The sequence below is a fragment of the Pseudomonas sp. SMN11 genome (assembly GCF_052041945.1).
GTDB lineage: Bacteria > Pseudomonadota > Gammaproteobacteria > Pseudomonadales > Pseudomonadaceae > Aquipseudomonas.
Map to the genome: position 1 here is coordinate 79,922 of NZ_JBKGGW010000003.1, position 26,835 is coordinate 106,756.

Consider the following 26,835-nt stretch of genomic DNA (forward strand, 5'->3'; position numbering starts at 1 on the left):
CCCTTCAGAACCTCAGCCCTACGTTGATCATCCCTGCTGCCCCTCCCAGCACCACGAACTCGGCCCCCACCGGCCCCCAGTGCAGGCCGAACGACGGAATGATCACCGGCGCAACGCCGAAATGGTTCAACGGGATCTTGTCGTCATATTCGCCCTTGTAACCTTCGATCAACCCGGCGCTCAGCTTGGCATAGACGGGATAGCGCTCGTGCTCCCAGACCTTACCCAGGTAGGCGTAGTAGGAGCGCTGGGAAAACGAGTTCTTGAAGGTCGCCGCGCCCCACAACAGGCCGTCGGTGTAGATGCGCTCGATGCCGATCAGCTCCTGGTGGTTGTTGTGCTCCGGGTCGTGGGTCCAGTGCTTGGTATAGGCGCTGGTCTGTATGTACCAATAATCCCCCTCGCGCTCGCCTTCTTCGGCAATTGCGGCCAGACTCACTGCCAGCAGCCCGATCGCTGCAATCGACGTCCCGTTCATGCTCGATGCCTCGCTGGACAATCCAGTGACACTAGCCGGGCTGGCCCGATTGCGCCATAGGACACGTCCAGGGAGGAATGATGCCGATACGCCGTTTGCTGGTGGCTGTGGTACTCGTGGTACTGGCCTTGCTGGTCACTGCGCTGTTTGCCTTGCGTATCACCGCAATTGCCGATTTCCAGCTGGAGCCGTGGCACACCTACGTGCCAGACGAGATGCCGGCCAGCGACATCGACCACGCCAGCTGGGGCGACTACCTCGCTGCCGAGCAGCGCGTGCTCAACCAGGTAAACCGTGAAATGCGCGAGCAGCTGGCCAGCGAGCAGCCGTCCGCCTATAACCGCTTCGTGGCCAGCAGCCGGGTGTTCCCGGGCAATCTCAGCCATGACTGGAACCGCTCCTATATCGCCGAGCCTAGGCAGACCGCCAAGGGCGCGGTGGTGCTGTTGCACGGTCTGACCGACTCGCCGTACAGCCTGCGCCACTTCGCCCGGCACTTTCAGGACCTGGGCTATGTGGTGGTCGCCCCACGCCTGCCCGGGCATGGCACGGTCCCGGCCGGCCTCACCGCTGCCCACTGGGAAGACTGGATGGCCGCCACTCGCCTGGCCGTGCGCGAAGCGACCCGCCGCGCCCCTGCAGACAGCCCGCTGTACATCGTCGGTTTCTCCAATGGCGGCGCACTGGCCGTCAAATACAGCCTCGACGCGCTGGAGGACCCGCACCTGGCCAGGCCCGCCCATCTGGTGCTGATCTCGCCCATGATCGGCGTCAGCCGCTTTGCCCGCTTTGCCGGCATCGCCGGCCTGCCAGCCTTGTTCCCGGCGTTCGCCAAGGCCGCGTGGCTGAGCGTGCTACCTGAGTTCAACCCCTTCAAGTACAACTCGTTTCCGGTCAATGCCGCGCGCCAGTCCTACGAGCTGACCGAAGCCGTGCGCCAACAGCTGGTCGCGCAAGCCCGCGAACCGCAGCGCCTGGCCACGCTGCCACCGGTTCTCACCTACCAGTCACTGGTTGATGGCACGGTCAGCACCGAAGCCATCCAGACCGACCTGTACGACCGCCTGCCCGCCAACGGCAGTGCACTGGTGGTGTTCGACACCAATGCCTCGCTGGGTATCGACGACATGCTCAGGCCGTCGGTGGCGGCCCTGCGCGACAGGATGTTCGCCCCCCAGGCCCGCCCCTATGCGCGCACCTTGATTGCGACCCGAGGCCCGGGCAATGCGCAGCTCAAGTCGACACGCTTCGCGGCCCTGGCAACCACGGCTGACGAACAGATGCTGGATGCGGTGTATCCGCCCAGCCTGATCTCGCTGTCCCATGTGGCACTGCCCTTCCCCATCGACGATTCGCTGTATGGGCAGCAGCCTGATGGCCAGGAGAATTACGGGGTGAAGCTGGGCAACTTGAACATGCGCGGGGAACGTGGGGCGCTGATCGTGGATGCGGGGAGCTTTTCGCGGGCGACTTCGAATCCGTTTTTCAAGGTGATGCTCGACGGGCTGGATGAGGAATTGCGGTTGCGCTGAGGCACCTGACTCGAGGCTTTTTGCGCCTGTGAGATCGCGCGCCGCCCGCGCGGCGCATCCCGGATAAATCCGCTCCTACACACGCGTTCGAAGCCACTCCACCCACTATTCCACCAAGCGCAACAATGAAATGCCAATCGCACGGATTCTCGGCCAAGCCAGCGAGTACTACGCTACTCCCTGCCAACCACTCCCCAGGAGCCACCCGATGTCCCGCCCTCCACTGCCCCCGTTCACCCACGAAACCGCCATCCAGAAAGTCCGCCTCGCCGAAGACGGCTGGAACAGCCGCGACGCTGCCAAAGTGGCACTGGCCTACACCGTCGATACTGCCTGGCGCAACCGCGTCGAATTCCCCCGTGGTCGCGCCGAGGTCGAGGCGTTTCTGACCCGCAAGTGGAACCACGAACTGGAATATCGCCTGATCAAGGAGCTGTGGGCCTTCACCGGTAACCGCATCGCCGTGCGCTATGCCTACGAGTACCACGACGACAGCGGCCAGTGGTTCCGTGCCTATGGCAACGAGAACTGGGAATTCGCCGAAGATGGCCTGATGCAAAACCGCTTTTCCAGCATCAATGAACAGCCTATCAGCGAAGCAGAGCGCAAGTTCCACTGGCCGCTGGGCCGGCGCCCGGATGATCATCCGGGCCTGAGCGACTTGGGGCTCTGATCAACCGACTGGCAAGCTGACCTTGACCTCCAGCCCGCCCCCCGGGCGATTGGCCAGGGTCACGCTGCCGCCTTGCTCCAGCACGATCGCGCGCACCGCCGGCAAGCCCAGCCCAACGCCACCGGTGTCGCGATTGCGCGACCCCTCGATGCGGAAAAACGGCGCGAATACGCTCTCCTGCAATTCAGGCGCGATACCCGGCCCGCGATCCAGTACGGTGATTTCCAGTTGCTCGGCAGTGACCAGCAGCCGCATTTCAGGCGCCAGGCCATACTTGACGGCGTTATCGACCAGGTTCACCAGCACCCGCTTGATTCCCGCCGGCCGCCCGACGTAGACGCAGCGCCGCGGCGCATCGAGCGCAACCTTGATACCCGCGTCCTTGAAGTCGTCCACCACCGTCTGCAGCATCTCGGCCAAGTCGAAGGGCGTGGTCTGTTCAAGCCGCGCATCGTCGCGGAAGAACTCCAGTGCGGCATCGACCATGGCCTGCATTTCGTCGACATCCTTGAACAGCTTGGCCTGCAGTTCAGCGTCCTCGATGAACTCGCCGCGCAGGCGCATGCGCGTCAAGGGCGCGCGCAGGTCATGGGAAATCGCCGCCAGCATCTGCGTGCGATCATTCACGAAGTGCTTGAGCTGCGCCTGGGTGGCATTGAAGGCGAGGATGGCCTGGCGCAGGTCATGGGGGCCGACCACCGGGATCGGCGGCGCGTTGAAGTCCTTGCCGAAACGCCGTGCGCCTTCAGCGAAGCGCTCCAGTGGATGGGCCAGATAGCGTGTGGCGAACAGCGCGACCACCAGGCTGGAAAGCAGCATCAAGGTGACGATGATCAGGTTGCGTGGCAGTTCGTCCAGGCCCCAGCTGCGGTCCGTGGCGCGATACAGCACCCAGCTCTTGTCACTGAGTTCGATCATCAGCGCATAGCCGCGCGCCGGTTCATACTCCAGCAGGTCAAACGGCTCGAAGGCCTCGATCCGTGCATCAGGCCGCTTCAACAAGGCACGCAGGGTTGGCGTGCCCTTGCGAAACTCGGCATCAACCAGATCAGGCATTCCGGCTTCGTCATGGCTGCGCAACCATTGCACGGAGTAAGAGCCATCCCCTGCCGCACTGGCAATGTTGGCGCGCTGCACCTCGGGTGCGGCATCGAGGATGCGGGTGACGGTGGCGACCTTTTCGATCACACCGCTTTCCAGCAATGGCGGCTGCGCCCACACGCTCAGCAACAGGCTGAACAGCCCCTTGAGCAGCAGCAGGATGAACATCGCCGTCAGGGTGGTCAGGGCAATCCAGCGGGCGATGGTGATGCGTGGCCGCGGCAGGGCCTTTCGCAGCTTGGCCAACAGGTTCATCGCCTGACCACGGTGGCAGTGAACAGGTAACCGACATTGCGCAGGGTGCGGATCAGCGGTTCGGCGCCCGCCTCGCTCTCGAGCTTGCGCCGCAGCCGACTGACCTGCACATCGATACTGCGGTCGTACGCCTCGTAGGACTCACCCCGGGCCAGGTCGAGCAACTGCTGGCGGCTGAGCACTCGCCGGGGATGTTCGGCGAACACCAGCAGCAGCTCGAATTCACCGTTGGACAGAGGGATCATCACCTGCTCCGGCGAACGCAGCTCACGCCGTACCACATCCAGTTGCCAGCCGGAAAACTCCAGCAGCGTCCGCGGGTTGTCAGCCGCGCCGCCCGCCGCTTCGCCTGCCCGGCGCAAAACCGCCCGCACTCGCGCCAGCAGCTCGCGGGCGGCAAATGGCTTGGTCAGGTAATCGTCGGCACCCAGCTCCAGGCCGACCACGCGATCGCTCAGCTCGGCCATGGCCGTGAGCATGATCACCGCCACCTTGTGCTCAGTACGCAGCCGTTGGCACAGCACCAGGCCACTGTCACCCGGCAGCATCACATCGAGAATGACCAGGTCCGGCACCCGCCGCTCCAGGGCTTGCCACAGCCCTTTGCCATCGCGGGCCACGTCGACCTCGTAGCCATGCTGGCGGAGAAACTTCTGCAGCAGATCGAGTACTTCGACATCATCGTCGACAATCAGCAAATGGCTCAAAACAGGCACCGAAAACAAAGGCAATTACTGCGTACTGTAAGGCCATCACCAGGCTGTCGTCATATATTTCAACCCGGAAACAAAGTGTCAGGCGCGAGATAATCCGGACATTCCCAGGCAATCAATCCCCCGCAGCATCGGCGCCACTTCTTCACAGGAATGTGCCCATGCCTACCCCTTCCACTGCCTGGTTGTCTGCCCGCAACACGGTCCTGGCCTTGTCACTGCTCGCCGCCAGCGGCTGCAGCCAGCGCCCGCCGGCCACTACCTGCGGCCCGGTCGCCTATCAACTCAGCGACCCTGCCGAACCTGCCAACCGCGCCGTGTTCGCCTTCAACCGCAGCGTCGACGATTACCTGCTGGCGCCGGTCGCCCGCGGCTATACCGCCTTGCCGAACTTCGCCCAGCAAGGCGTACACAACTTTGCCGCCAACTTCGGTGAGCCAAAGGTGTTCGTCAACGACCTGCTGCAAGGCAACGGCGAGCGGGCGATGACCAGCCTGAGCCGCTTCATTTTCAACACCACCCTTGGCGTGGCCGGCCTGATCGATGTGTCGAGCAAGATGGGGCTTGCCCGCCATGAGTCGGACTTCGGCCAGACCTTCGGCGTGTGGAACATCGCCGATGGCCCGATCGTCGAGCTGCCGCTGCTGGGCTCGCACAACCTGCGCGATGCGACTGGCCGGGTACTGGGCCTGGCACTGGACCCGTTCGGCGACAACAGCGATACAGTCGAGACCCTGGGCACCGTGGCCACGGCCGGTGGCATGGTGGATGGCCGGGCGCAGGCGTTACCGCTGACCGACAAACTGCGCACTCAACCGGATTACTACCAGGCCGTGCGCGACTTCATCGCGCAACAGCGCGCCAACCGGGTGGTCGAGGGCCAGCTCGGCGCGCCAGGCAGGCGCGCGGACCAGTGCCAGGGAGGGCCTGCCGGTGAATGATGCGGTGTCACTGTTCCGCCGCGTGGAGTGCGGGATCGAGCAGTCGGTGTTGTTGCACGAGCTTGAAGCCCGCGTCTCGGAGGATGGGCGCGAACTGATTGTCAGCCGTTATCGGGAACGATATGCCGACGGTGGCGATACCCAGCGTCACGAGGTGCATCGCCGCGTACCGATCGCCACGCTGTTGAAGTGGATGGCCAGAGAAGGCACGACTCCCCAGCCATCCTGATGACGTTGCTCAGCGGGTCATCTTGCTCACTGCGGCCACCAGTATCGGAGCCAGTTCTGCATCGGTCATCGCCGGGCTGACCTGCATGTGCGCCAGGTCACTCCAGTCCATCGTCCAGTGCAGTACCGGCTGCAGGTCATTGCTTTCGACCACGGCAAAACCCTGCAGCTCGCCTACCGCATGCCAACGGCCATGGACCTTCAGCTCGGCGGGCGGCTTGCCGCCGGTCTCGGCGAAGCGGGCCATCACGGCGTTACGGTTTTCCGGGGCAATGCTCCATTGAATGATGAAAAGCATATGGCACCTCCCAGTTGCTCGGCACCTGTGCCAGACACCCTCCCCGGGGGCGCCGGGGCCTGGGGCGGGTGAATGCGCCATGTTTAGGCATAGCAGGATGGACAGCCGGTTGCCTGACTGGTTGTCGGAATCTGGACGCCAGTGCAGGCCAAAGCCCGAAATGTCCGAATCGCTACAGTGAGTGCCTGTTCGGCGTGAGACAGGCATTGCCCGGCTGGATAACCTCCGTCGGGCAATGCCTTGCCACCACTCGAAAAAGAGCCTCGCCCATGACGACTCCTGCCGCCTCCATGGCCCCGCCCGCCACAGCCGCCGACCAACCCCAGGGCTTCCTGGTCCGGATTGTCGGTGCCGCCGCCTTCGCTCACCTGCTCAACGACCTGATCCAGGCCGTGCTGCCGTCGATCTATCCGATGCTCAAGAGCGACTTTTCGCTGAGCTTCGCCCAGATCGGCTGGATCGCCCTGATCTACCAGGTTACCGCCTCACTGCTGCAGCCCTGGGTCGGCATGTACACCGACAAGCGCCCCATGCCGTACCTGCTGCCCACCGGCATGCTGTTCACCTTGGTCGGCATCGCCCTGCTCGCTTTCGCCAACAGCTACGAAATGCTGCTGTTCGCCGCTGCGGTGGTGGGTGTCGGTTCGGCGACCTTCCACCCCGAAGCCTCACGGGTCGCGCGCATGGCCTCCGGCGGGCGCTTCGGCACCGCGCAGTCGACCTTCCAGGTCGGTGGCAACACCGGCTCGGCGATCGGCCCGCTGCTGACCGCCGCCATCGTCATCCCCCATGGCCAGCCCGCCATCGCCTGGTTCATGCTGGCGGCAGGCCTGGCGATCTTCGTGCTGCTGCGGGTCACCGGCTGGACCATCCGCCACGGCCAGACTCAGCTCAAGGGCCTTGCCGGGCAACAGGCGCCCGGTCTTTCGAAAGGTGCCATGTGGCGCGCCGTTGGGGTGATCGCCGTGCTGATGTTCGCCAAGTTCGTCTACATCGCGTCATTCACCAACTACTTCACCTTCTATCTGATCGAGCACTTCGGCCTGAGCGTGCAGCAAAGCCAGCTGTACCTGTTCGTGTTCCTCGCCGCCGTGGCCCTGGGCACCTTTGCCGGCGGGCCGGTCGGTGACCGTATCGGGCGCAAGGCGGTGATCTGGATCTCGTTCCTTGGCGTTGCCCCGTTCGCCCTCGCCCTGCCCTACGCCAGCCTGGCCTGGACCGCGGTACTGGCGGTGGCCATCGGCCTGGTGATGTCGTCGGCCTTCGCCGCACTGGTGGTGTACGCCCAGGAAGCCGTGCCTGGTCGCGTCGGCATGGTGTCGGGGGTGATGTTCGGCCTGATGTTCGGCATCAGCGGCATCGGCGCTGCGGGCCTTGGCGAGCTGGCCGACCTGCATGGCATCGAGTGGGTGTACCGGGTGATCTCGTTCCTGCCGCTGCTGGGCCTGGCCACCGCACTGCTGCCGGCAACCCGTTCTAAGGCGCGGCCTACCCGCTGCTGCTAAGATGGCCGCGCTTGTTGGACTGAACGAGAGCATCATGGTCAAACCACAGCACGAACTGCTGACGGAGGTCGATGACTGGACCTGGGAGGTGGGTAGCCGGGCAACCGACTACCCGTCGGACTGGCACATCGCCCCCCACTCGCATGCCAAGCACCAGCTGATCTATGCCATCAAGGGCCTGATGCTGGTCGAGTCAGAGGCCGAGCGCTGGACCGTGCCACCCAGCCGCGGTATCTGGATGCCCTGCGGGCAGGTGCATGCCATTCGCTGCGTCGGTGATGTAAAGATGCGCAGCGTGTTCGTGCGCCCCGATGCGGCGTGCGGGCTGCCGCTGGAAAGCAAGGCCATCAGCATCTCGCCGCTGCTCAGTGAACTGATCAAGGCCTCGGTCGACTTTGCCGGGCCGTTTGTCGAGGATTCGCGAGAGGCGCGGATCATGCGCCTGATCCTCGACGAGATCTGCGTGCTGCCGACCCTGCCGCTGAAATTGCTGCACCCCAGCGACAAACGCCTGCGGGCCATCTGCTCGGCCCTGCACGAGCGGCCCCACGACACCTCGACCGTGGCCGACTGGGGCGCCCACCTGGGCATCGACGAGAAGACCATCCAGCGCCTGTTCCGCAAGGAAACCGGCATGACCTTCGGCCAGTGGCGCCAGCAGGCGCGGCTGATGCAGGCACTGGAGCGCATCGCCCTGGGCGAACGCATCATCGATGTGGCGGGCACGCTGGGCTATGACAGCCCCAGCGCCTTTGCCAGCATGTTCAAGCGCCAGTTCGGCATCACGCCGAGCCAGTTCTTCAAGTAGCCAGGGCGCAACAGCGCTCGGCCATGCAGCTTGGATGATGGTCATAGGCCTGACAATTACTACATAACATTTCAGCCAAGGCTGAATCGCCTTGCCGCCTCACGCCTGCGCCTGAAACTGGAACTGTGCCGCAATGCCCGACAAATTCGGATATCCGGTGGATATCTGATTTAAATGACTTGAAACAGGTTACAAGCCTATTTGTAGGAAGTTTCTTCCAGACCATGTAGGAAGAATAATGACTTCTGGATTTTCCTGTATGAAACCTCAGTTTCCGCAGGATTTTATGACTGCTACGGTCCATTTTTCCTACAACGGCACGGACGCCAATGGCATGAGAGAAACATGGATCAATACAATAAATCTGGCCTGGCCTTGCAGAAGAACTTACTCAACCTGCGCCGAGAGCGGGATCGCTTGAAAGCCGAGGGCAAGCACCAGGAAGCTGAACGGCTTGGGCAGGAAATTTCGCGGATCGAAGCCGTGGTGGCTGCGTTGCCTGAGGCGGCCAAACCGCCGACGCTGCAGTAGAAAAACAAACGCCCCGTCAATACGGGGCGTTTTTGCGTGTGCGCAAGCTCAAGCGCAGCGCTTGAGAATGGTCTTGATCGGGCGCCTCACCCGGCGCTTCGATACCGCCTTTGGCTTGATCCAGCGGCAGGCCTCGATCTCGTTGCAAGGGCGCGGTTTGGACGCGTTCTTGCGGGCCTCGAACAGATAGTGGATGACCTTGTCCTCCCTGAACTCGGCGATGTAGCGCAACTCGTCGAAGGCCAGGCCGGTCTCTTCGACCATCTCGCGATGCGCCGCCTGCAATGGCGTTTCATCATGTTCCACGGTGCCGCCAGGCAGGTTCCATTTGGCGTTACGTTTGCGTACGAACAGCACCTCGCCATCCTTGCGGTAGATCACCGTGGCGCGAAGCTTGATGCCCTTGCGTCTGGCTGTAGCCGTGTCCATTGCCTTCATGCGCGCGCGATCCCATTCGGTTGATCGGTCAGGAGCCGTGCAAGGCTCCTGTCCCGACTGTAGGGGGGTAATGTGTCGATTGAATGACCATTACTAACGCGCGATGGTTCAGATGGCTGCCTTGCTGCGGACCGCCCGGGTCCCCGCCCCCAGGCAGGTGACGGCGAAGGCAACCACCAACGCCGCAGTGCCCAGCAGGAAGATCAGTTGCTGGTTGGAGCCCTCCACCAGCAGGGCGATCAACGCCGGGGTCACCGCCGCAGCGCCCATCAAGGTAATGCTGACCAGCGGCGTGAGTTTGCCGGTCGGGTCATTGGTGGTGATCAGCGCCATGTAATACGACAGCGACAATACCCAGCCAAAGTTGATCAGCAGCAGCGCGACGAACAGCTGCATCGGCGTGCGGGTGTGGCCGGTGAGCATGGCAATGGAGATGAATACCGCTACCAGCCCCACAGCGATCATCAGCTGACGGTTGACCCGCGCCCCCAGCAGGCTAGGCAGCCCTGCCCCTGGCAGGCCGCCGATGGCCGACAGGCCGAACGCCCAGCCGATATCGACAGCGTCGATGCCCTGGTCACGCGCCAGCTGGTCGATGAAGCCCCACACGCAATAGATGGCGATCTGCATGAACAGCATGCCCACCAGTGCCGTGTGCCCCGTGCGTGCGGAACCACCCTGGGCGGGCGAGCCTTCGCCGCTTGCCAGCGATACTGCCGGGCGACGCGGCAACACCAGGCTGGCGCCGCAGATCAGCAGGTACCACAGGCCGAACGCGCACAAGGCGGTCACCGTCCCGCTCTGTGCGGCAAGCAACGGCAAGGCTGCGGAAAACAGCGAGTACTCAGGTGTCTGCAGCAACAGCATCAGCCCGAACGAACGGTCCTGGTTGGGCAGGCGACCCAGTGTCGACACTGCATAGGCATACACCAACCCGGCGCAGGTGCCGGCCGCCAGGCGCACGATCAGCAACACCGTGTTGGTGCTGGCGAAGGCAGTGGCGACACTCAGGGCCACGCACAGTGCGCCGACCGACAGGCACAGGCTGCGCCCACCGTGGCGCTTCATCAGGATCGGGCACAGCAAGGTACCCAGGGTCATGCCGATCATCTCGACCGACACCACCCAGCCCTGCTGGTCGAGCGACAGGCTCAGTTGCTCGGTGACCAAACCCATGAAGATGGGTTGTACGCCACAGACGATGAATGAAGTACAGGCAATGAAAATCAAGGCGGCACGCAGCAGCTTGGAATCATTGATCATGGGGAGGACTCCGACACGGCATTTGTTTTTATTGTGGGTGTCGACCCACCCGGAAAGCGCCGTAGCAGGCGGCCGGGCCGGTCACGCTGGCCATCCTGGGCCGAGAGCGAAGGCTTTGAAAGTTAATTATCGGAATCGACTTCAGTGGACTTTTTAATACAGGCCCGCTGCCGTGCCTGCATCAAGAAATGCACTGTGGTCGATCCTGATAATTAATTTGTGAGGGGGCCGGATCCTCCCTACCGTATGACGCTACCCAAGCCTCGGAAAAAGGGCCCCCTTCATGAACGACCGTGAGTTCATCAATGCCATCGACGCCGATGGCCAGCCCCTCAACATCGCCGTGCGCAACGGCCGCATCAGCCACATCGGCCCGCAACGCGCCAACATCGCCGCCGCCGAAACCATCGACCTGGAAGGCTTGCTGGTGCTGCCCGGCTTCGTCGACGGCCACATCCACCTGGACAAGAGCTTCGTCGGCGACCGCTGGCGCCCGCACCAGCCGGTCGCCAGCCTGCGCGAACGGCTGGCCGCAGAGAAACGCGAGCTTGCCAGCGCACCGCCGATCATCGAGCGCGCCGACGCGCTAATCCGCCAGGCCGCCTCGTACGGCACCCTGGCCATGCGCTGCCATGTGGACGTCGACGCCACCACCGGCCTGACCAACCTGCGCGCCATCCTCGAAGCCCGCGACAAGTGGAAGGAGCTGATCGACATCGAACTGGTGGCCTTCCCCCAGGCCGGCGTGGTGACTTGCCCTGGCACTGCCGAGGTGATGGAAGCCGCCGTGCGTGAAGGCGTGCAGGTGGTCGGCGGCATCGACCCGACCACCCTGGACGGCGACGCCGACGCCCAACTCGACATCGTTTTCGGCATTGCCGAGCGGCATGGCGTGAAGGCCGACATCCACCTGCACGAACCAGGCGACATCTGCATCGCCCAGCTCGAACGCATCTCCGCCCGCACCCAGGCACTGGGCATGCAAGGTCTGGTAGCGGTCAGCCACGCCTATGGCCTGGGTGACGTCAGCGACGCGGTGGTCGACCGCACCGCCGAAGTGCTGGCCCGTGCCGGCGTGTCGATCATGACCAACGCCCCCGGCGAACACGCCTTCCCGCCCGTATTGCGCCTGCGCGCCGGTGGCGTGCGGGTGTTCACCGGCAACGACAACATCCAGGATGCCTGGTGGCCGTACGGCAACGGCGACATGCTGCAACGGGCGATGCTGGTCAGCTACCGCTCCGGGTTCAACACCGACGAGGAACTGCGGGTCGCGCTGGAAATGGCGACCGTGGCCAGTGCCGGGGTGATGGGCAAGCAGGATTACGGGTTGAAGGTGGGCAATGAAGCCAGCTTCATCCTGTTCAAGGCGCCGAATGCGGCGGCAGCCGTGGCGGCGGCCATCCATGAGCGGGTGATCGTGCGCCACGGCACGTTCTGGGGCGGGCCTGCGCAGTTGCAGTTGAAGGCCGCGCAGTTTGCTGGAGAACTGCGTCGCTAGAACGCTCGCTGGGGCCGCTCTGCGGCCCCTCTCACTCAGCCTCAGCCCGCAGAATGCCGATCAAAATCTCGGCCAGCTCCTTGACCATTGGGTCCGCCGTGGGCCGATGGAAGATCGCCGCCTCGAACACTCGGATCGGCTTGAACCCCTCCTCCGCCCCAAGCACCCGATGCCCGGGCGTCACCACCCGCGAGGGCAACAGGCTGACACCCAACCCATTGGCCACCGCCGCCTGGATACCCGCCAGGCTCGAACTGGTAAAACCGATGCGCCAACTGCGGCCCATGGCCTCGACCGCGCTGATCATGTCATCGCGGTACAAGCCCCGTGGCGGAAAGGTCACCAGCGGGATCGGGTCCTGGGCGAAGCTGGGATACTGCGCGCTGTCGATCCACTCGATACGCTCCGGCTGGCAGGCATTGGCCTCGCGGCTGTGGCGCCGCTGCTTGACCAGCACCAGGTCCAGCTCACCGCGGTCGTAGGTGCTCATCAGGTCACGGCTCAGGCCGCCGGTGATCTCCAGCTTGACCGTCGGGTTGAGCCGGTTGAAGGCTGCCAGGGCCTGCATCGTCTTGCCCGCGACAAAATCGTCCGGCAGGCCAATGCGCACCGTGACCGAAACCCCGCCCGACATGGCTTCGCTCAGCTGGTTGCTGACTGATAACAGATGCCGTGCGTAGCGCAACAGGGTTTCCCCGGCATCGGTCGGGTGCACCTCACGGTTGCTGCGGTCGAGCAGTTGGTGGCCGACCATTTCCTCCAGCCGGCGCACCTTCTGGCTGACCGTGGACTGGGTGGAATGCAGGCGTGCGGCGGCGGTGGTGAAGCTGCCACAGTCGGCCACCATGACCACGGCGCGGAGCATGTCCAGGTCGTAGATGGCGCGGTTGGGTTTGGTGCTGTCAGTCATTGGCGGTGGTCGGTTTTCCAGTGGGGCTGGGAGCATGATGCCTGAAGCTGGGCCACGGGGAAGCGCTTATTGCGTCCGTTGTCACGGGGCAAGCCCAGTGAAGTAGACTGAGGCCTTTCTTTGCCCCTCCCTGGAAGACCTGATGAACAAACTGATCCTACCTGTGGCCATCTTCGTGTGCGTGATCATCACGGGGAAACTGGCCGAGCATTTTGGCCTGGAGGGTAGCTGGAAAGTCGGTTTGCTCTGCGTCGTGGCCGCCTGCGTGCAGATCGCGGTCAGCCGTATCCAGCGCTCGCAACGGCAGAAAGCTCAACGTTGAACAACTGCCCAGCTCGCAAACGCTTGCCTGACAGCGGTGACACGACGCGCCATTGAATCGTCTCGATGAGTCATATTGATGCCTTCACACCTCAGGCTAATACTAAGGTTATTGCCTGGGGAGGCGCGAATCATGCAGACAAGATTTGTTATCGTTCCAGCTGTACCCATCGAAAAAGAATCCTTTCAATCAGGGTCCCGCTTCTACGCCGCAACCATTTCAGGTGGTTTCGACATTTACGACAATCAAGAAAAACTGCGCTTGAAACCGAGCTACGCGACCCGGTCGCTGGCAGAAGCGGCGCGCTTGAAGCTGAACGATGAGTGCCGAAATCCAGACGAGCTTTTCCCCTTCTTGCGGGTGGAATGCCCAGTCATGGAACCGTGAAAGCAATCAGCCCGCTTCGGCGGGCTTGCGATTTGCGCTTACTGGATACGTTTGAGTTTTTCGAGCATGGCGGCGCTGCCTTTGAGATAACCGGTGACCTCACCATCTTCCCGCTTGAACTTGATACCCATCACTTTGTTATCCAGTTTCACGAGCTCTACAGACGCCCGGATGACTTCATGCGGATGTGTGACCTGCGCGGGCGCCTTGCCCTTCTGGATGGTTACTTCGCTGATTGTTTGCTCGAAGACATTACGCTCAGCGTCATACGACCATGACGACTGCTGCACGATTTTCTGCATCGAGTCTTTTTCGCTGAGGATCAGGAAATCGGTGGCTGAACCGTCAGCCTTGAGCAGCAACAACGCCAGCGCCTGGGAGGTGCCGTCATCGGCATTGGAGTACCAGACTCCGTACAGGTCACTTTTCAGGTATTTGGGCGTTGTGATTGCCGTTTCGCCGGGCGTCTTTGCTGTGCCCGTTGTGGAGCAGGCAGAGAGCACCAGCGGGGCCAGCAGTGCGATTGCTACGGTGAGGTACTTTCTCATTTCATTCCTGGTGGCTATTCAGCATCCGAAAAACGGTTTGCTTGAGCGTGTCAGAAAACCAGATTTTTCGCCTTGTTGCAGCTTGCCCACGACGTGCGATCCGATCAGCGGTGAACAGGCTTCATGGCTTCGACAGCCTGGCACGGTGACGAAAAATCCCCACCTCGAAGGGTGGGGATGTTACCGAGCTAGTTACGAGGAGAAAGGTGAATCCCGGCGATCATGCATCGCACCGAGCCCCCGGCCATCTCGATGGTAGGCACATCCAGTGGCACGAGCCTGGCGGAGCGCTCGATGCGCTGCTTCTGTTCCTGGGTCAGGCTGTCGAACGCCCGGCGAGAGAGGGCCAGGACCCGGCCGTCACGCCCGGACAGCTCGATGGCATTGCCGGCAAATTCGCCGATCTGCTGATTGGTCAGGTCAATGACATCCCGGCCCGACTCCTTCAGCCGCATGCGCACCTCATGCGCACGCGCCTGATTGGTGAAGGTGCCGAAACCGACAAGGGCAAACTCGGTGGCCACGCACATCAGGACGTTGGTGTGATAGATCGGCCTGCCCTTCTCGTCTGCCGTGTCGAACACCATTGGCTCGAAATTGAAGTGCGTACTGAACCGCTCCAGGGCAATCGGGTCAGCCCGGTTGGAACGGGCGACGTAGGCCACACGGGACATGTGGTCGAACACCATCGCGCCGGTGCCCTCCAGGAACAGTTCGTCTTGCTCAAGGCCAGAGTAATCGATGACATCTTGAACTCTGTATTGCTGCTTGAGCATTTCAATCACGTCGGCACGACGCTCACGCCGACGGTTGAGCGAGTACATCGAGTAGATGGCGACGTGGCCACCCGGGTGGGTGGAGAACCAGTTGTTCGGGAAAACGGAGTCTGGCGTGTTGTGCTCGCCGAAGTCTTCGAACAGATGCACACGAACGCCCTCGGCCTCCAGCCTTTCGGCAGCTTGGGCAACCTCATCCCGAGCCACCTCGGCCAGCGTTTGCGCCGCTATGTCGGGGTTTGAGCTTTGGAAAGCGTTGTCCGCAGCGGTTTGCGGGTTAGGGGTGAAGGCGTGGGGCTTGACCATGACCACGGCCGCAGGGGCTTGAATCGAACGCGTAGGAAATGCCATTCAGGTATACCGATGTTGGATGCGGGTCTTGGCGTCATGCAACGCGTCGGATGCCTTTCTTGGCAGAACGGCCACGGGTATGGCTGAACAGATCTTTCGGATCGTCCTCAACCCACGGCACAAGGTCGATCTTGCTGCCTACCCCTCGTTTCTGGGCCTGCTCCAGGACATAGCGCAGCACCGAGTAGTCCTCCAGGGCGAAACCGACCGAGTCAAAGACGGTAACTTGCTCATCACTCTGACGCCCTTCCTGCTCACCGGTCAGCACGCGCCACAAGTCAACAACAGGGGAGTCGGCTTCGAGCTGCTGAATGTCACCTTCGACACGAGTTTGTGGCTCGTACTCCACGAACACCCGAGCGTTACGCAGCACATCAGCGTGCAGTTCGGTCTTGCCTGGGCAGTCGCCGCCCACGGCATTCAGGTGCATGCCTGGCTCGAGCATTTCCGGAGTGATGATGGTGGCGTAAGCCTTGTCGGCAGTGACAGTGGTCACGATATCGGCACCACGAACCGCCTCGGCGACGCCCTGGGCACGGGTGATCTTGAGGTCGGTGTATTCCTGCAGGTTGCAGATCAGCTTGGCGGTTGCCAGGGGATCGACGTCATAGGCCATGATCTCCTGGATACCAAGATGCTTGTGGAATGCCAGTGCCTGAAACTCGCTTTGAGCACCGTTGCCGATGAGCGCCATTTTCCGGGAATCCGGACGGGCCAACGTCTGGGCGGCCATCAGTGAGGTCGCAGCGGTACGCAGCGCAGTGGCGATAGTCAGCTCGGACAGCAGCACCGGGTAACCGGTGTCAACGTCAGCCAAGACACCAAAGGCCATCACCGTGTGGAGGTCCTTGAAGGTATTGGAGGGGTGCCCATTCACATACTTGAATGCGTACTGGCGGGCGTCTGCCACTGGCATCAACTCGATCACCCCAACATCGGAGTGGCTCGCCACTCGCGCGGACTTGTCAAACTCAGGCCAGCGTTTGAAGTCGTCGCGTATCACGTCCGAAAGTTCACCCAGAAAATCAACTACACCGATATCACTCACGAGATCGGACATAGTAGGCACGTCGATGAAATGCGTCATTATTATGCACCTTGCAAGTGCGTCCGCTCTCACGGCATGCGAAGGGACGCTTATTGTAAATTGTTTTGCCTGCAAAATTCTGATGGAGAAATGAAGCAATTAGAAGCCTACAGGTTGCCAGATTTAACTGCTTTCTAGACAATCTGCTCACTCAAAACAACAATATGGTAGGACGAGGTAAATGGATAACACCGATCGCGAGCTGATCGCGCTGCTCCGAGACAACGCACGTACACCTGTGATGACCCTGGCCAAGAAGCTGAAGGTTGCGCGTGCCACGGTGCAGAACCGCATCGCCAAGCTCGAGGAGCAAGGCATCATCATGGGCTATACGATCCGCCTGCAGTCCGATGCCATAGAGCGGGGGGTGCGGGCGATCACCAGCATCAGCATCAGTGGTCATCACGCTGCCGAGGTAAAGCACGCGCTGCGGGGGCACCCGAACGTCGTGGCGATCCACACCACCAACGGTCGATGGGACCTCATGGCTGAGCTCAGGGCAGACACCCTGGAGGCGTTCGACAAGGCCCTGAACACCATCCGCTCCATTCAGCACATCGAGAATACCGAGACCAGCATCCTGCTATCGACCTTCAAGATGTAGCCTGGACGGGTCAACTTTTCGCCCTGCCAGTGCCACTTGGCACATTGCTACAGGCGCTATTCACTTTGCCAAACCCATCCCGCAGGGGTAGCAGTTTGTAGCGTTCCGATTGGCAACTATGGCTGGCAGAATGGCCACTCCAGCCCACCAGGATGCTTTCGTGCAGAGCGGCAACATTTAGCGTGGTGAGATTCCCGACAACTTTATAACCCTGATTTCGCTTTTATCGTCTGCACATCTACCACTCAACATTCGACCTGATGAGTGGGCTTAACATTTAAAACCCCGTATCAAAGACTTCACCTTCCTTTTGAAGGCGGGGAGCGGTTTTCTTCATAAAAAAAGAATAAGAGGTCAACTATGCATCAAGCGTGCAACTTGCAAGACGCGAAAAGTGGCGACGGCCAAGCGTTGAAACGCCGGCTTGAGAATCGCCACATTCAGCTTATTGCCATCAGTGGTGCTATCGGGACAGGCCTGTTCATGGGGTCTGGAAAAATGATCGCCTTGTCTGGTTCATCAATTCTTCTCGTCTACGCCATCATCGGTTTCTTTGTTTTTTGCATCATGCGAGCCATGGGCGAAATGCTCCTCGCCAACCTGGAAATGGGCTCCTTTGCAGAGCTCGTCCACCATCACCTGGGCCCTCGGGCTGGCTTTACCCTCGCCTGGTCCTATTGGCTCAGTTGGGTCGTTGTTGCCGTCGGCGATGTCGTAGTCGTCGCAGGCTTCCTCCAATTCTGGTTCCCTGACCTGCCTACCTGGATACCCGCGTTCGGCACGATGTTCCTGCTGATGGGGCTCAACATGCTGGCGGTCAAGGCATTTGGTGAAGTGGAGTTCTGGTTCGGGCTGATCAAGATTCTCGCCATCGTGGCGTTGGTGCTCACAGGGCTGTACATGGTGGCCACCTCCTACACCTCTCCAGACGGGATCACGGCTTCCTTCAGCCACCTGGTGGAGCCTGGTGTGATGATGCCCCACGGTGTGCTGGGCTTCCTGGCCGGATTCCAGATCGCCATCTTCTCGTTCGTGGGCACCGAGCTCATCGGCACCGCTGCAGCCGAGGCCCACAACCCTGAAAGAACACTGCCCAAAGCGATCAACACCATCCCGCTGCGCATCCTGCTGTTCTATGTGGCCGCGCTGGCTTGCATCATCAGCGTCATATCCTGGGCCAACGTCCCGGCAAACCGAAGCCCCTTCGTTGAACTGTTCCTGCTGGGTGGCCTGCCTGCAGCGGCCGGCATGATCAACTTCGTGGTGATGACGTCCGCTGCCTCGTCAGCCAACAGCGGCATCTACTCCGGCTCGCGCATGCTGTTCGGCCTGTCTCACAACAAACAGGCGCCCCACGCATTCGGCATCTTGTCGCGGGCCGGTACGCCCATTCGTGCACTGATGTTTTCCGGCCTGTGCATGACCATCGCCCTGACGCTGTTGTTTGTCATCCCGGATGTCATGGGCATCTTCACCTTGGTCTCGACCATCTCGGCGGTCATGGTGGTGGTGACCTGGTCGTTGATCCTGCTCTCTTACCTTGCCTACCGACGCACTTCTCCAGAGGCCCACCAGTGCTCCACCTTCAAGCTTCCTGGAGGCAGGTTCACCGCTGTGCTCTCGCTGGTGTTCCTCATGTTCGTGCTGTGCTTGCTGGCATTGGAGGCTGATACACGAACAGCGCTGTACGTGATGCCGTTCTGGTACATCGGCCTGCTGCTCGCCTATCGCCGAAGCGTGAAGGCTTCAACCAGGGTAGCGGTTACCGCTTCGTGAGATAGCACGCTCGGGCAATAGCGCGCCGTTGCAGGAGGTAATCGCTACACGCATTAGAACAACTAGCGCGGCCCTGCGCATGTGGGTGACTGCAGTTCACCCACTTGCCATCAGATCTCAGGGAAGAACGCCCGCTATGGATTGAGGCCGATATTGGCCTTGACTATCGAGCAGACGAGGCCGCGATTTTCAGCCCGAATGCGAGGAAGATACCCCCAGTGACCCTATCCAGCGCTTTCACCGTTGACGGCTGACTCAGCAGGTTCTTCAGCGGCATCGTGGCCGCGATCAGCAGGCCGAACCAGACGACGGTCAGAAGCACGTGAATGGACATGAGGAAGAACGAGTATGTCGACAGTGCAACACCGACCGGGATGAATTGGGGTAGAAAGGTCACGTAGAAGATACCGACCTTGGTGTTCAGGAGATTGGTCAGAAGGCCACGGGCAAAGGCGCTCCAGCCTGACGCGGTGTTACCGCCCTCCTCCTTGCTCTGGAATGACTGACGGGGTTTGAGCAGGAGCTTGATCCCAACCCACAGGAGGTACGCGGCACCGGCTGACTTCAACACGGTGTAGGCAACCTCGGAGCGTTGCAGCAGCACACCCAGGCCCAACGAGACCGCGCCGCCCCAGGCCAGGCAGCCGAGCGCGATACCCACGGCTGCCAGGAAGTGCCGTACGACGCCCATCTACCGCCGCAGCCCGGAGTACCATGGCGATATCTACACCCGGCGTTAAAGCGAGTACCGAGGCAGCGGCGATGAAGGCAAGGAGCAGTGAGAGGTCGATCATCACAGTCATTCCCAATTCTGTTCAGACGGGAGGTTTTTCCATGCCCCAGAAACGCAAAAAGCCCTGAATAATCAGGGCTTTGAATATGGCGGAAGCGTAGAGATTCGAACCGTTCTCTAAGGAGGGCCACCCTATACCCCTAGTATGACCCTGTGACTACTCACCTGCAGAACCAGCCTAACCCAATGAAACTGGGCCTCTCAACCCTTTTCCGCTTTTCATCCAATAAGGTGCAACTTGTTGCATCTTATTGGATTGTAGCTTACGTGAGCACGTTTCGATCATGCAGCCCCCGGCCTTAATCTTGACTGAAATGAACAGCTCCCCTGAATCAGTGCTGCGCGCGAACTCACAGACAGCAGCGCTTCGTCATACGGTAGCGTCATTAGGGCCGTTAGCGAAATGATCACTCATTCCAATACCTATGGTTCAAGCTCGCTCCCCAGCTTCTCAATCCCATAATTCATAACACCGATGCTGTCGTCCACAAATAGCAATTCATTCACGTTAACTACCCCAGCGCTGGCCATGGTCTTGCAAAGCTTCTGTGAAGACCTCATTGAAGATCTTGAGTATGAATTCTATCTCCGCTTCGAGCGAATGGTCAGCGCTTCCAATGATCCTTGCTAAAGCATCACTGCTGCTCAATCAGTGACCGGTACCATCCGGCATAGGGCGTGTTAATTGCCTTGTGCCGGTTGTAGTCAGGGCTCCCGTCATCCCACCACACCGGGCCCCTCTCCCCTAACGCCACTTTCGCCTCATCTACCGCTGCTCGAGCGGCATGAAGCTTGCCTTCATCATCCAGCGCTTTGGCTTCTTTTACGGCTCGCCGTGCCTTCATTAGATCGTGCACCAGGTGCTGACGCTCCTCAGCAGGCAGCGCGGGATTGCTGCAGCGCCAGAGCTGACCTTTGACTACGAAGTAGCGTCCGTCTGGTGTTGTTAAAGGCATTGCGTAGATCTCGTGGGTTGATACATCAGGGACACTGAATACGATTAAATGTCTGCATCGGAGGCTTAGGAGCCCAATGGAGCACATCTGTACTCAATCTTTTTTCCCTCCACTCTTCTGCCAACTTTCGCTCCAGAGCGACGCGATTCCTGTGCCACCTTTTGCACGGGTAATATCTCCAGCTTGATAACCGACAGGCTTGGGCTGTTTATGATTCAACATGACCACCACGACGCACCATTAAGCACGCTGACGGCTCGTGAAGTCTGCCAGGTGCTGCGAGAGGTGGTGCTCGGACGGCGGACGATGACCAAGGTTGGCAATCAGTCCTGGGCGCAGCTGTACGCCTGCCATTTCGAAGTCGATGTAGAGGGATGGCGGATCACGATCTACAACGACTGTGATGAGCTGGACTACTGCGAGCGGTGCGTGAGTCCGGAGGGGAACTGCTGGGATTTCAATCCAGGTGATCGGACAGATCCGATTGCTCTGCTATCGACGTGGGAACATCAGAACCTGGAGCGGATGTTGAAAGCCCTGTAGGCCGATCAGGGCGTGCCCTGTCAGGCCCGGCTGTCGCTCTGCCGATCTATACCAGATTGTCCGGGTGCGCCAAGCTTTTCGCGGTGCCCCCATGGTATTCAGGAGCGCCAGGGCGACCTCGAAAGACTGGAGGATGGTTGTAACAGCAGAGAGTGAAAGGCTTGCAGCGGCTCGCCCGAAGCTGCGCGCATAGCTCCACTTCTTACCACTAGCGTCTCTACCTAGCCCTTAGCTTTGACAACCGATTCTACAACTTTCCCCAAAAGCTCAAGCTCGCCCTTCTCCAGCTTTCTAGCCTCAATGATCTCTGTGGTCTGATCTTTCTCAAGCACAGAAACTCTCGAGAAGTAGGAGTCGCTTTTTAGAAGCTCCATTAAATTGATCTTCGGTTCAGATTCCGCTGAAAGCATGAGCAGCGCGCTGACCTCTTCACGTCTTCTTGCGATCGACTCATAGTATCTAAACTCATCCATAGCCGACCTATACTGCCGCAAAAAAAAGAAGGCAACGAATTCAATAAAAAATAATATACCAAATTTAGGCACCAGCAGAAGCAAAAGAGATCCAATTTCAGTTGGAACATTGAGCGCAACCGTCTGAGTATAAAAAACACTAAACCAGAAAATGCAACCAACACCCCAAGCAGCAGGTATACCCCAGACCTTCCATAAATGTTTTTGGCTAAGCTCCGAGAGCTTTCAGCATGGCTAAATATCAGTTCTGCTCCACTCGTAATCTGCGACTCCTTCACCCTCATGCTTGCCGTTTCGTTCTGCATATTCGAAGGAGCAATATAGTCCCGCCCCACATTAACTACGGAATGACTAGCAGATCTACCCTTCAAAAGATACTCTAACGGGAAGCCTCCAAATATCTGCTTGAAGAATATCGGAAATATAACCATCAGTGTGGCGATGATCATATCCCAGTAATAATCTCTTACCAGATCCCTAGTCGCCTCGTAATCATATATCGACAAATACTGCAGGCGTAGCACCAGAGCGGCCGGTATTACCAGCCAGACCAGAAGCTCAACTGAAGACTTAAAATGGCGAATCATATATCTGGCTTTAGCTGCGTTATTCACTTTCAAAATCCCTACATTTTAACGTTGCGCAAATCACAAAACCATGAAATCAAACAACTACTTTCCCGGGGATAAATTCAATATCCAAAGGCGAATCATCTGTGCCGATATAATTAGCGTGTATCAGCATTCCTTCGGGCGTAACGCCTGCCGAGAAATGGACGTCAACTTGACCAGTGATATCACAGTTTTGTAGCACTGAGAACTTACATAGCCCTGCTCGATCGGAAGAGATGACATCCACCCACTCTTTTATATCGTCGGGAGCTTGAAGCCATTCGTTATAATCAGCAAGAAATATAAAACGTGCATTTGCCGAAAAGGATATAGGTACAACATAGTGCCTCGAGGCAATAGAAGCTACGGGCCCGAACCTCAGATTTCTTACCGATTGGGGAACCACCCCCTTTACGACTGGATCTCCATAAGCCACAAGTGGCAGCCCACTTTTGTTTTCGATCTCTTCACCCTGCCAGGTCGCATACTGGAAATCAGAGTCAGCAGCAGAAAAATATTTTACTACACCGACCAGAAATTCTTCAGACCCTATAGCAGCCTTGTATGCCTCAATAGCTTTATCATGAGAATCTAGCTCATCGAGTTTCTTCACGACATCAGGGCTAGAAATGAATTCGGACAACTCACTAAAGACTTGAACTCCAGGAGCTTCACCCATAAATTTTTTCAGCTGTCCATCTTTACAAATGAACGTTAGCTGTTCACCGTCGCTAGCCAGGCGCTCCAATGATCTCGCTATCACTGCATCGGGAATGTCTTCACGATTCTTAGCACGCTTGAATGCGCCGCCCCCTGAGAAATAGTCGTCCCAGGCCGACTCATGAACTTGTCCGTCCGCCTCTACGATTTCGACCTGAAAATCACGTAACCAGGCCTCGGCAGAGGCTTCCCGATTTGCGTCTAAATCGGGGGCCAACTTTGCAATTTCCCCCTCCAGCTTGGAAAGCTCATTCATCTGAACGCCAGACTTGGAAAATGCTTTATTAATCTCTAGAAGGTTGTCACGAGCGCTCTGCAATTTCGAGCACGTTTCGGCCTGTCGCTTTGTGTCGTACTCACGAAGCACTATTCTACTGATAAATAGCTTTACAAAGCCTGCTGAAATGAGCCGCTGCAATATGCGCATCGACTGAGACTTAAACCCCTCCTGATGCAGCACGTTCGTATCAAGCGACACTCTCACAGACTTCTTCCTAGTTGAAGACTAAGGCAAGGCTAACTCAGAATGCAAAACGATCGAGGCTCTCACTTTCGATGTTTCCATCTTCATCAGCGCGTTTGATAAGTTAATGGCCGAGAATAGCGTAACGCCATCATCGTTGACAATCCGTCCCAGCGACATCACCTTCGCTTGGCACACACGATGCTCGCTGGTATCCCCTGGTCAAGAGAGCCCTCCACCGCTGGCCGACGATATATATCCCTCGGTTTGTCGACGCTTACTGCCTGTTTAGCCAGTCCTCTAGACGCTGGCACATGTCGATCACGATCACTTTCTCAGCAGTGGAGCGTCAGCGCCCTTTGACAGAACGTACTCATCGAGCCGGTCATACCCGGCCACGCGCCCTTGGCAAACCAGATCGTCATAGCAAGCGACAACGTCCTCCAGGCCCGTATCCGAGCGTGTCATCAGCACTTTCATCTCAGGGTCGAACGCTTGCAGCAACTGAATCAACTCACCGACCTTCATGCTCTCACCCCGCTCCGCGACGATCACCTGACGCAACTGCTCGCCCCTTACCCTACAAGTTCAGGATAGAAGACCTAGCGACGATTCAGCCGGCCTCTTCGAGCCCGAAGCTTCGATACATATGGTCGAGCAGTCGCTGGGGTCTTCGCGGCACCATACCTTAGCTGATTACCGAGCCATCGACGGCCATCACGGATCTGAATGCTACTCCGTGAGCCTCAAATCCCAGTCTCGACCATTCAGGCCTGTAGTCGAGAGAGTCATGATGATGCCCATGCACGACCATTTTCACGCCCATTGCCTGGGCGAGATCATCGATCTCTGAGTAGCCGTATGGGTGACAGCTAGGGGCCTCATGGCAGACTAGAATGTCTGCCCTCTCCATTGCGAGCGTAAAATAGTCGTCCGGAAAAATTGCCGAAAGCGCGTTCTGCTTTTTGGTGGCGACGATGACTGCATGCTGCGGCCTAAGAGCGAGGCGCTCGAGAAAGTCCTCATAATTCTGGATGCCAGTGCCAGGGCTTCCAGGAAGCCAGACTTGCCGTTCGAAGGTACCACCCAGACCAGCTATGCGATGACCTGCAATCTCCACTACCCGACCATGCAGGCTGCGGTCGGCGAAGCTGCTGCCATGCAGATTGTGCCAGTAGCTCCATTGATCCGTGTCGTGATTGCCATGTATGTACCAGATCTCGGTAAGGCCAAGGATTGGACGCAGGATCGTGTCGAGTGGCAAGCTGCACTCAAGGTCGCCAAGGAAGACCACAGCCTCAGGACGATGAACCTTCACCAGCCTGATGATGTGATCTAAGTCCATGGACGTCGCCAAGAAACCAAATCATCCCTTAGACCCTGCTGCGATACTGCGGTTGGTTTGCGACGAACTGCCCTTTTAGTGCATCCCACCCTCCCTGTGCACCAATCCGTTTTTGGTTCCGCCAATCATCACAGCGCAGCTAGGCCAGTACTGAGGATCATTTCCTCAGAGCCTTCTCGTCACGTCGACTCACCCCGTAATAGGATTTACCGTCCTTTGCCATGCGCCAAGGATCAGAAAACTGACGAGGGAGAGGGAGCTCAGAGTCAGGGTCACTCGCGAGCTGCCGGCGTACAGCTGTACGGTAACTACAGTGCCATGCTTGCTTGTCGGAACGCTCGCTTGTGGCTGAGGTAATGCCGCGTATCGGAGTTTTGCGTCGGCTTCTGCTCATATTGGGTTCACGAATGGTGAAACACGTTCGTACGTGCTTGCCCTGCTCTGCAGAACATTTGAGCCTAGCACGACTATAGAGAATCGAATACGTCAGTGCCCTTGGACTGGAATTGAGGAGACTTCAAGACTACTAAAGGTGAAATCCGCTTCTCACGCGTCCTCAATCTTACGATGGATGGCGATTAGCTCTGGCATGAATTCCAGGCAATGGGCCGTGAAAAACTCCCGTGATTTGTTGATCCGATATCTGTCGAACAGGCAATGCAGAGCCTGCTCGAGCTTCGAGTAGTTGGTCGTTTCCAGCTGACTTACGATCGTGAAGCGAAATGGCACCCCTGTCGTGTACAGCTGGGTGATTCGCTTGTCGACTGAACCGGTGGTAATCCCAATCTTGACTATCTCGACCTGGTCAGCCGTGTAGAGCCCTGTGGAGAGCACGTACAGGGTGCCGACATCGGCCTCGAGCTTGGCGAGGTCTTCCCCTTCAATGAAATCGTCAGCCTTAATCTCGACGTCGTTTGCGTCGGACAAAAGCGTCATCAGGTGAGGCTTCCTGCTCTTGTCTGCAGAAATGTCCGAAGCACTTCTGCAAGCTAGGTAGATACGTGCCAGCACGGCATGATCCAGATCCTTGTAGTTGCCAGCTGCGACGTTTCTCAAATGGCTAGGTGTGCCAACGTACTGGGGGTACTCCACTTTGACAACGTCTCGGATCTGCTGGGGTGTCAGCCCCTCAGGATTTTGGCGGAGAATCTGGCGAATAACATCTGTGAAGCTGAGTTCGTTCTGCATCTTAACCTTGGCGATTTCGAGTGGTTCTTGGCTGACGGCAGCGCCCCCGCAACCCTCTTCGTAGATCTACTGCGGGCTTGTTTTGCATTCCTAGTGGCTAGGTTTTGTTGGCCCGCCAAGCGCGTGCAGTTGGTAGTCAGTAAGTGCCTGAAAGCTGTGTTCAGCTAGCTGCCGTAGGCGCTCAAGCTCAGCGCCACTGACACCGCCGGCTTGGGCTTGGTGATACCTCTTCATAGCCTCCACGGCATCGGCATACATCGGATGATCAGGAGGCAATACGCTGCTGAGATCCTTCTCCACCATGTTCAGTCCGAGGGGCCGTGTATGGGGTGTTCGGTGTCGATGACTACGCTCGATTATCTTGGAAGTCGCGAGCATGGAGGTCAGCTGGGTACCAGCTCAACGTCGTCCGATTACCTATCTTTCATTTAATGTACCCACTCACCTAAGGCCCCGGCCTTATAAACCTGGTAGTCGAAGACTGTGTGATAGAGATGGTCTGCCTCAACACGCAGGCGTTCAATCTCAGCTGCAGGTCGCTTGCGCTCCAACGCGTCGTTGTAGGCTCGAATCGCTTCGAGAGCTTGCGTTAGCAGCGGCTCACCTGCTTCTGCCATGCCCAAAAACGTTCGCTTCGATCCAGTCATCTTAGGTACTCCTCCGAGAGTTCCAATGCAAGAGACACCGCTGAGCCTCGACGCAGAGGGAGTCTCGGCG

Annotated in this window: 31 protein-coding genes and 1 pseudogene; 13 read left to right on the top strand and 19 right to left on the bottom strand. The window is 59.1% G+C overall.

All coding sequences use genetic code 11. The features are described 5' to 3' along the window. Positions 1–4: 4 nt before the first annotated feature. Positions 5–478, bottom strand: a complete 474-nt coding sequence (locus tag ACLEJU_RS04410; RefSeq protein ID WP_435421949.1) for a sn-glycerol-3-phosphate transporter — start codon at positions 476–478, stop codon at positions 5–7. An 80-nt stretch (positions 479–558) separates the two neighbouring features. Here ACLEJU_RS04410 and ACLEJU_RS04415 point away from each other — a divergent pair, with 80 nt between their 5' ends. Further along, positions 559–2,010: an alpha/beta hydrolase gene (locus tag ACLEJU_RS04415; RefSeq protein WP_435421950.1), complete on the top strand. Its 1,452-nt coding sequence runs from the start codon at positions 559–561 to the stop codon at positions 2,008–2,010. A 208-nt stretch (positions 2,011–2,218) separates the two neighbouring features. After that, positions 2,219–2,683 carry a DUF1348 family protein gene (locus ACLEJU_RS04420; protein ID WP_435421951.1) on the top strand — a complete coding sequence of 155 codons (465 nt, stop codon included), beginning with the start codon at positions 2,219–2,221 and terminating at the stop codon, positions 2,681–2,683. On the opposite strand, the gene ACLEJU_RS04425 is transcribed toward ACLEJU_RS04420, so the two are convergent. Then, positions 2,684–4,039: a sensor histidine kinase gene (locus tag ACLEJU_RS04425; protein ID WP_435421952.1), complete on the bottom strand. Its 1,356-nt coding sequence runs from the start codon at positions 4,037–4,039 to the stop codon at positions 2,684–2,686. It abuts the gene before it with no gap. Continuing rightward, complete coding sequence (locus ACLEJU_RS04430; protein WP_435421953.1) at positions 4,036–4,746, bottom strand: response regulator; 711 nt, start codon at positions 4,744–4,746, stop codon at positions 4,036–4,038. Before ACLEJU_RS04430 ends, ACLEJU_RS04425 begins: the two co-directional genes overlap by 4 nt. 167 nt (positions 4,747–4,913) lie before the next feature. Between ACLEJU_RS04430 and ACLEJU_RS04435 the strand changes: the two genes are divergently transcribed. Continuing rightward, positions 4,914–5,693, top strand: a complete 780-nt coding sequence (locus tag ACLEJU_RS04435; protein WP_435421954.1) for an MlaA family lipoprotein — start codon at positions 4,914–4,916, stop codon at positions 5,691–5,693. Next, a complete protein-coding gene (locus ACLEJU_RS04440) occupies positions 5,686–5,922 on the top strand; it encodes a hypothetical protein (RefSeq protein ID WP_435421955.1) in 237 nt (78 codons plus the stop codon). Before ACLEJU_RS04435 ends, ACLEJU_RS04440 begins: the two co-directional genes overlap by 8 nt. Before the next feature lie 9 nt (positions 5,923–5,931). On the opposite strand, the gene ACLEJU_RS04445 is transcribed toward ACLEJU_RS04440, so the two are convergent. Further along, positions 5,932–6,219, bottom strand: coding sequence for a DUF3303 domain-containing protein (locus ACLEJU_RS04445; RefSeq protein WP_103448041.1), 288 nt, complete (start codon positions 6,217–6,219; stop codon positions 5,932–5,934). 269 nt (positions 6,220–6,488) lie between these two features. Between ACLEJU_RS04445 and ACLEJU_RS04450 the strand changes: the two genes are divergently transcribed. The 3 genes from ACLEJU_RS04450 to ACLEJU_RS04460 all read left to right on the top strand — a co-directional run bounded on the left by ACLEJU_RS04450 (position 6,489) and on the right by ACLEJU_RS04460 (position 9,063). Continuing rightward, the gene (locus ACLEJU_RS04450) at positions 6,489–7,724 is read left to right on the top strand and encodes an MFS transporter (RefSeq protein WP_435421956.1); all 1,236 of its coding nucleotides are present in this window, start codon (positions 6,489–6,491) and stop codon (positions 7,722–7,724) included. A 34-nt stretch (positions 7,725–7,758) separates the two neighbouring features. Further along, complete coding sequence (locus tag ACLEJU_RS04455; RefSeq protein WP_435421957.1) at positions 7,759–8,532, top strand: AraC family transcriptional regulator; 774 nt, start codon at positions 7,759–7,761, stop codon at positions 8,530–8,532. Positions 8,533–8,877: 345 nt separating this feature from the next. Further along, positions 8,878–9,063 (top strand): hypothetical protein, encoded by a 186-nt coding sequence (locus ACLEJU_RS04460; protein WP_435421958.1) that lies wholly within the window; start codon positions 8,878–8,880, stop codon positions 9,061–9,063. Positions 9,064–9,111: 48 nt separating this feature from the next. On the opposite strand, the gene ACLEJU_RS04465 is transcribed toward ACLEJU_RS04460, so the two are convergent. Together ACLEJU_RS04465 and ACLEJU_RS04470 are read right to left on the bottom strand one after the other, a co-directional pair. Further along, positions 9,112–9,492: an NUDIX domain-containing protein gene (locus ACLEJU_RS04465; RefSeq protein ID WP_435421959.1), complete on the bottom strand. Its 381-nt coding sequence runs from the start codon at positions 9,490–9,492 to the stop codon at positions 9,112–9,114. A 117-nt stretch (positions 9,493–9,609) separates the two neighbouring features. Then, positions 9,610–10,764 (bottom strand): MFS transporter, encoded by a 1,155-nt coding sequence (locus ACLEJU_RS04470; RefSeq protein ID WP_435421960.1) that lies wholly within the window; start codon positions 10,762–10,764, stop codon positions 9,610–9,612. Between the two features lie 283 nt (positions 10,765–11,047). On the opposite strand from ACLEJU_RS04470, the gene ACLEJU_RS04475 reads away from it, so the two are divergent. Further along, positions 11,048–12,265, top strand: a complete 1,218-nt coding sequence (locus ACLEJU_RS04475; RefSeq protein WP_435421961.1) for an amidohydrolase family protein — start codon at positions 11,048–11,050, stop codon at positions 12,263–12,265. Positions 12,266–12,296: 31 nt separating this feature from the next. Here ACLEJU_RS04475 and ACLEJU_RS04480 read toward each other — a convergent pair whose 3' ends face one another. After that, positions 12,297–13,175 (bottom strand): LysR substrate-binding domain-containing protein, encoded by an 879-nt coding sequence (locus tag ACLEJU_RS04480; protein ID WP_435421962.1) that lies wholly within the window; start codon positions 13,173–13,175, stop codon positions 12,297–12,299. Between the two features lie 142 nt (positions 13,176–13,317). Between ACLEJU_RS04480 and ACLEJU_RS04485 the strand changes: the two genes are divergently transcribed. Together ACLEJU_RS04485 and ACLEJU_RS04490 are read left to right on the top strand one after the other, a co-directional pair. Further along, positions 13,318–13,497 carry a hypothetical protein gene (locus tag ACLEJU_RS04485; protein WP_435421963.1) on the top strand — a complete coding sequence of 60 codons (180 nt, stop codon included), beginning with the start codon at positions 13,318–13,320 and terminating at the stop codon, positions 13,495–13,497. Positions 13,498–13,629: 132 nt separating this feature from the next. Continuing rightward, on the top strand, positions 13,630–13,884 hold the full coding sequence (locus tag ACLEJU_RS04490) for a hypothetical protein (RefSeq protein ID WP_435421964.1): 255 nt from the start codon (positions 13,630–13,632) through the stop codon (positions 13,882–13,884). Positions 13,885–13,922: 38 nt separating this feature from the next. On the opposite strand, the gene ACLEJU_RS04495 is transcribed toward ACLEJU_RS04490, so the two are convergent. From ACLEJU_RS04495 to ACLEJU_RS04505, 3 genes are all read right to left on the bottom strand, one after another. Beyond that, a complete protein-coding gene (locus ACLEJU_RS04495; RefSeq protein WP_435421965.1) occupies positions 13,923–14,432 on the bottom strand; it encodes a hypothetical protein in 510 nt (169 codons plus the stop codon). A gap of 188 nt (positions 14,433–14,620) precedes the next feature. Next, positions 14,621–15,559, bottom strand: coding sequence for a citrulline utilization hydrolase CtlX (gene ctlX / locus ACLEJU_RS04500; RefSeq protein ID WP_435421966.1), 939 nt, complete (start codon positions 15,557–15,559; stop codon positions 14,621–14,623). 34 nt (positions 15,560–15,593) lie between these two features. Then, entirely contained in the window at positions 15,594–16,646 is a 1,053-nt protein-coding gene (locus tag ACLEJU_RS04505; protein ID WP_435421967.1) for an ornithine cyclodeaminase, read from the bottom strand. Positions 16,647–16,827: 181 nt separating this feature from the next. Between ACLEJU_RS04505 and ACLEJU_RS04510 the strand changes: the two genes are divergently transcribed. Both ACLEJU_RS04510 and ACLEJU_RS04515 read left to right on the top strand, forming a co-directional pair. Continuing rightward, positions 16,828–17,250, top strand: a complete 423-nt coding sequence (locus ACLEJU_RS04510) for an Lrp/AsnC family transcriptional regulator (protein ID WP_200137194.1) — start codon at positions 16,828–16,830, stop codon at positions 17,248–17,250. Positions 17,251–17,610: 360 nt separating this feature from the next. After that, entirely contained in the window at positions 17,611–19,026 is a 1,416-nt protein-coding gene (locus ACLEJU_RS04515) for an amino acid permease (RefSeq protein ID WP_435421968.1), read from the top strand. 163 nt (positions 19,027–19,189) lie between these two features. Here ACLEJU_RS04515 and ACLEJU_RS04520 read toward each other — a convergent pair. Beyond that, positions 19,190–19,820, bottom strand: a pseudogene (locus ACLEJU_RS04520) (LysE family translocator). A gap of 634 nt (positions 19,821–20,454) precedes the next feature. Next, complete coding sequence (locus tag ACLEJU_RS04525; protein ID WP_435421969.1) at positions 20,455–20,775, bottom strand: hypothetical protein; 321 nt, start codon at positions 20,773–20,775, stop codon at positions 20,455–20,457. A 210-nt stretch (positions 20,776–20,985) separates the two neighbouring features. Between ACLEJU_RS04525 and ACLEJU_RS04530 the strand changes: the two genes are divergently transcribed. Further along, entirely contained in the window at positions 20,986–21,318 is a 333-nt protein-coding gene (locus ACLEJU_RS04530; protein WP_435421970.1) for a DUF7693 family protein, read from the top strand. 221 nt (positions 21,319–21,539) lie between these two features. On the opposite strand, the gene ACLEJU_RS04535 is transcribed toward ACLEJU_RS04530, so the two are convergent. The 7 genes from ACLEJU_RS04535 to ACLEJU_RS04565 all read right to left on the bottom strand — a co-directional run bounded on the left by ACLEJU_RS04535 (position 21,540) and on the right by ACLEJU_RS04565 (position 26,765). Next, entirely contained in the window at positions 21,540–21,875 is a 336-nt protein-coding gene (locus tag ACLEJU_RS04535; RefSeq protein WP_181097936.1) for a hypothetical protein, read from the bottom strand. Between the two features lie 579 nt (positions 21,876–22,454). Next, positions 22,455–23,606 (bottom strand): PIN domain-containing protein, encoded by a 1,152-nt coding sequence (locus ACLEJU_RS04540; protein WP_435421971.1) that lies wholly within the window; start codon positions 23,604–23,606, stop codon positions 22,455–22,457. 306 nt (positions 23,607–23,912) lie between these two features. Beyond that, complete coding sequence (locus tag ACLEJU_RS04545; protein WP_435421972.1) at positions 23,913–24,149, bottom strand: hypothetical protein; 237 nt, start codon at positions 24,147–24,149, stop codon at positions 23,913–23,915. 124 nt (positions 24,150–24,273) lie between these two features. Continuing rightward, positions 24,274–24,930 carry a metallophosphoesterase family protein gene (locus ACLEJU_RS04550; RefSeq protein ID WP_435421973.1) on the bottom strand — a complete coding sequence of 219 codons (657 nt, stop codon included), beginning with the start codon at positions 24,928–24,930 and terminating at the stop codon, positions 24,274–24,276. Between the two features lie 546 nt (positions 24,931–25,476). Then, on the bottom strand, positions 25,477–26,118 hold the full coding sequence (locus ACLEJU_RS04555) for a GIY-YIG nuclease family protein (protein WP_435421974.1): 642 nt from the start codon (positions 26,116–26,118) through the stop codon (positions 25,477–25,479). A 90-nt stretch (positions 26,119–26,208) separates the two neighbouring features. Further along, a complete protein-coding gene (locus ACLEJU_RS04560) occupies positions 26,209–26,421 on the bottom strand; it encodes a hypothetical protein (protein ID WP_435421975.1) in 213 nt (70 codons plus the stop codon). Between the two features lie 125 nt (positions 26,422–26,546). Continuing rightward, positions 26,547–26,765: a hypothetical protein gene (locus ACLEJU_RS04565; protein ID WP_435421976.1), complete on the bottom strand. Its 219-nt coding sequence runs from the start codon at positions 26,763–26,765 to the stop codon at positions 26,547–26,549. Between the last annotated feature and the right edge of the window lie 70 nt (positions 26,766–26,835).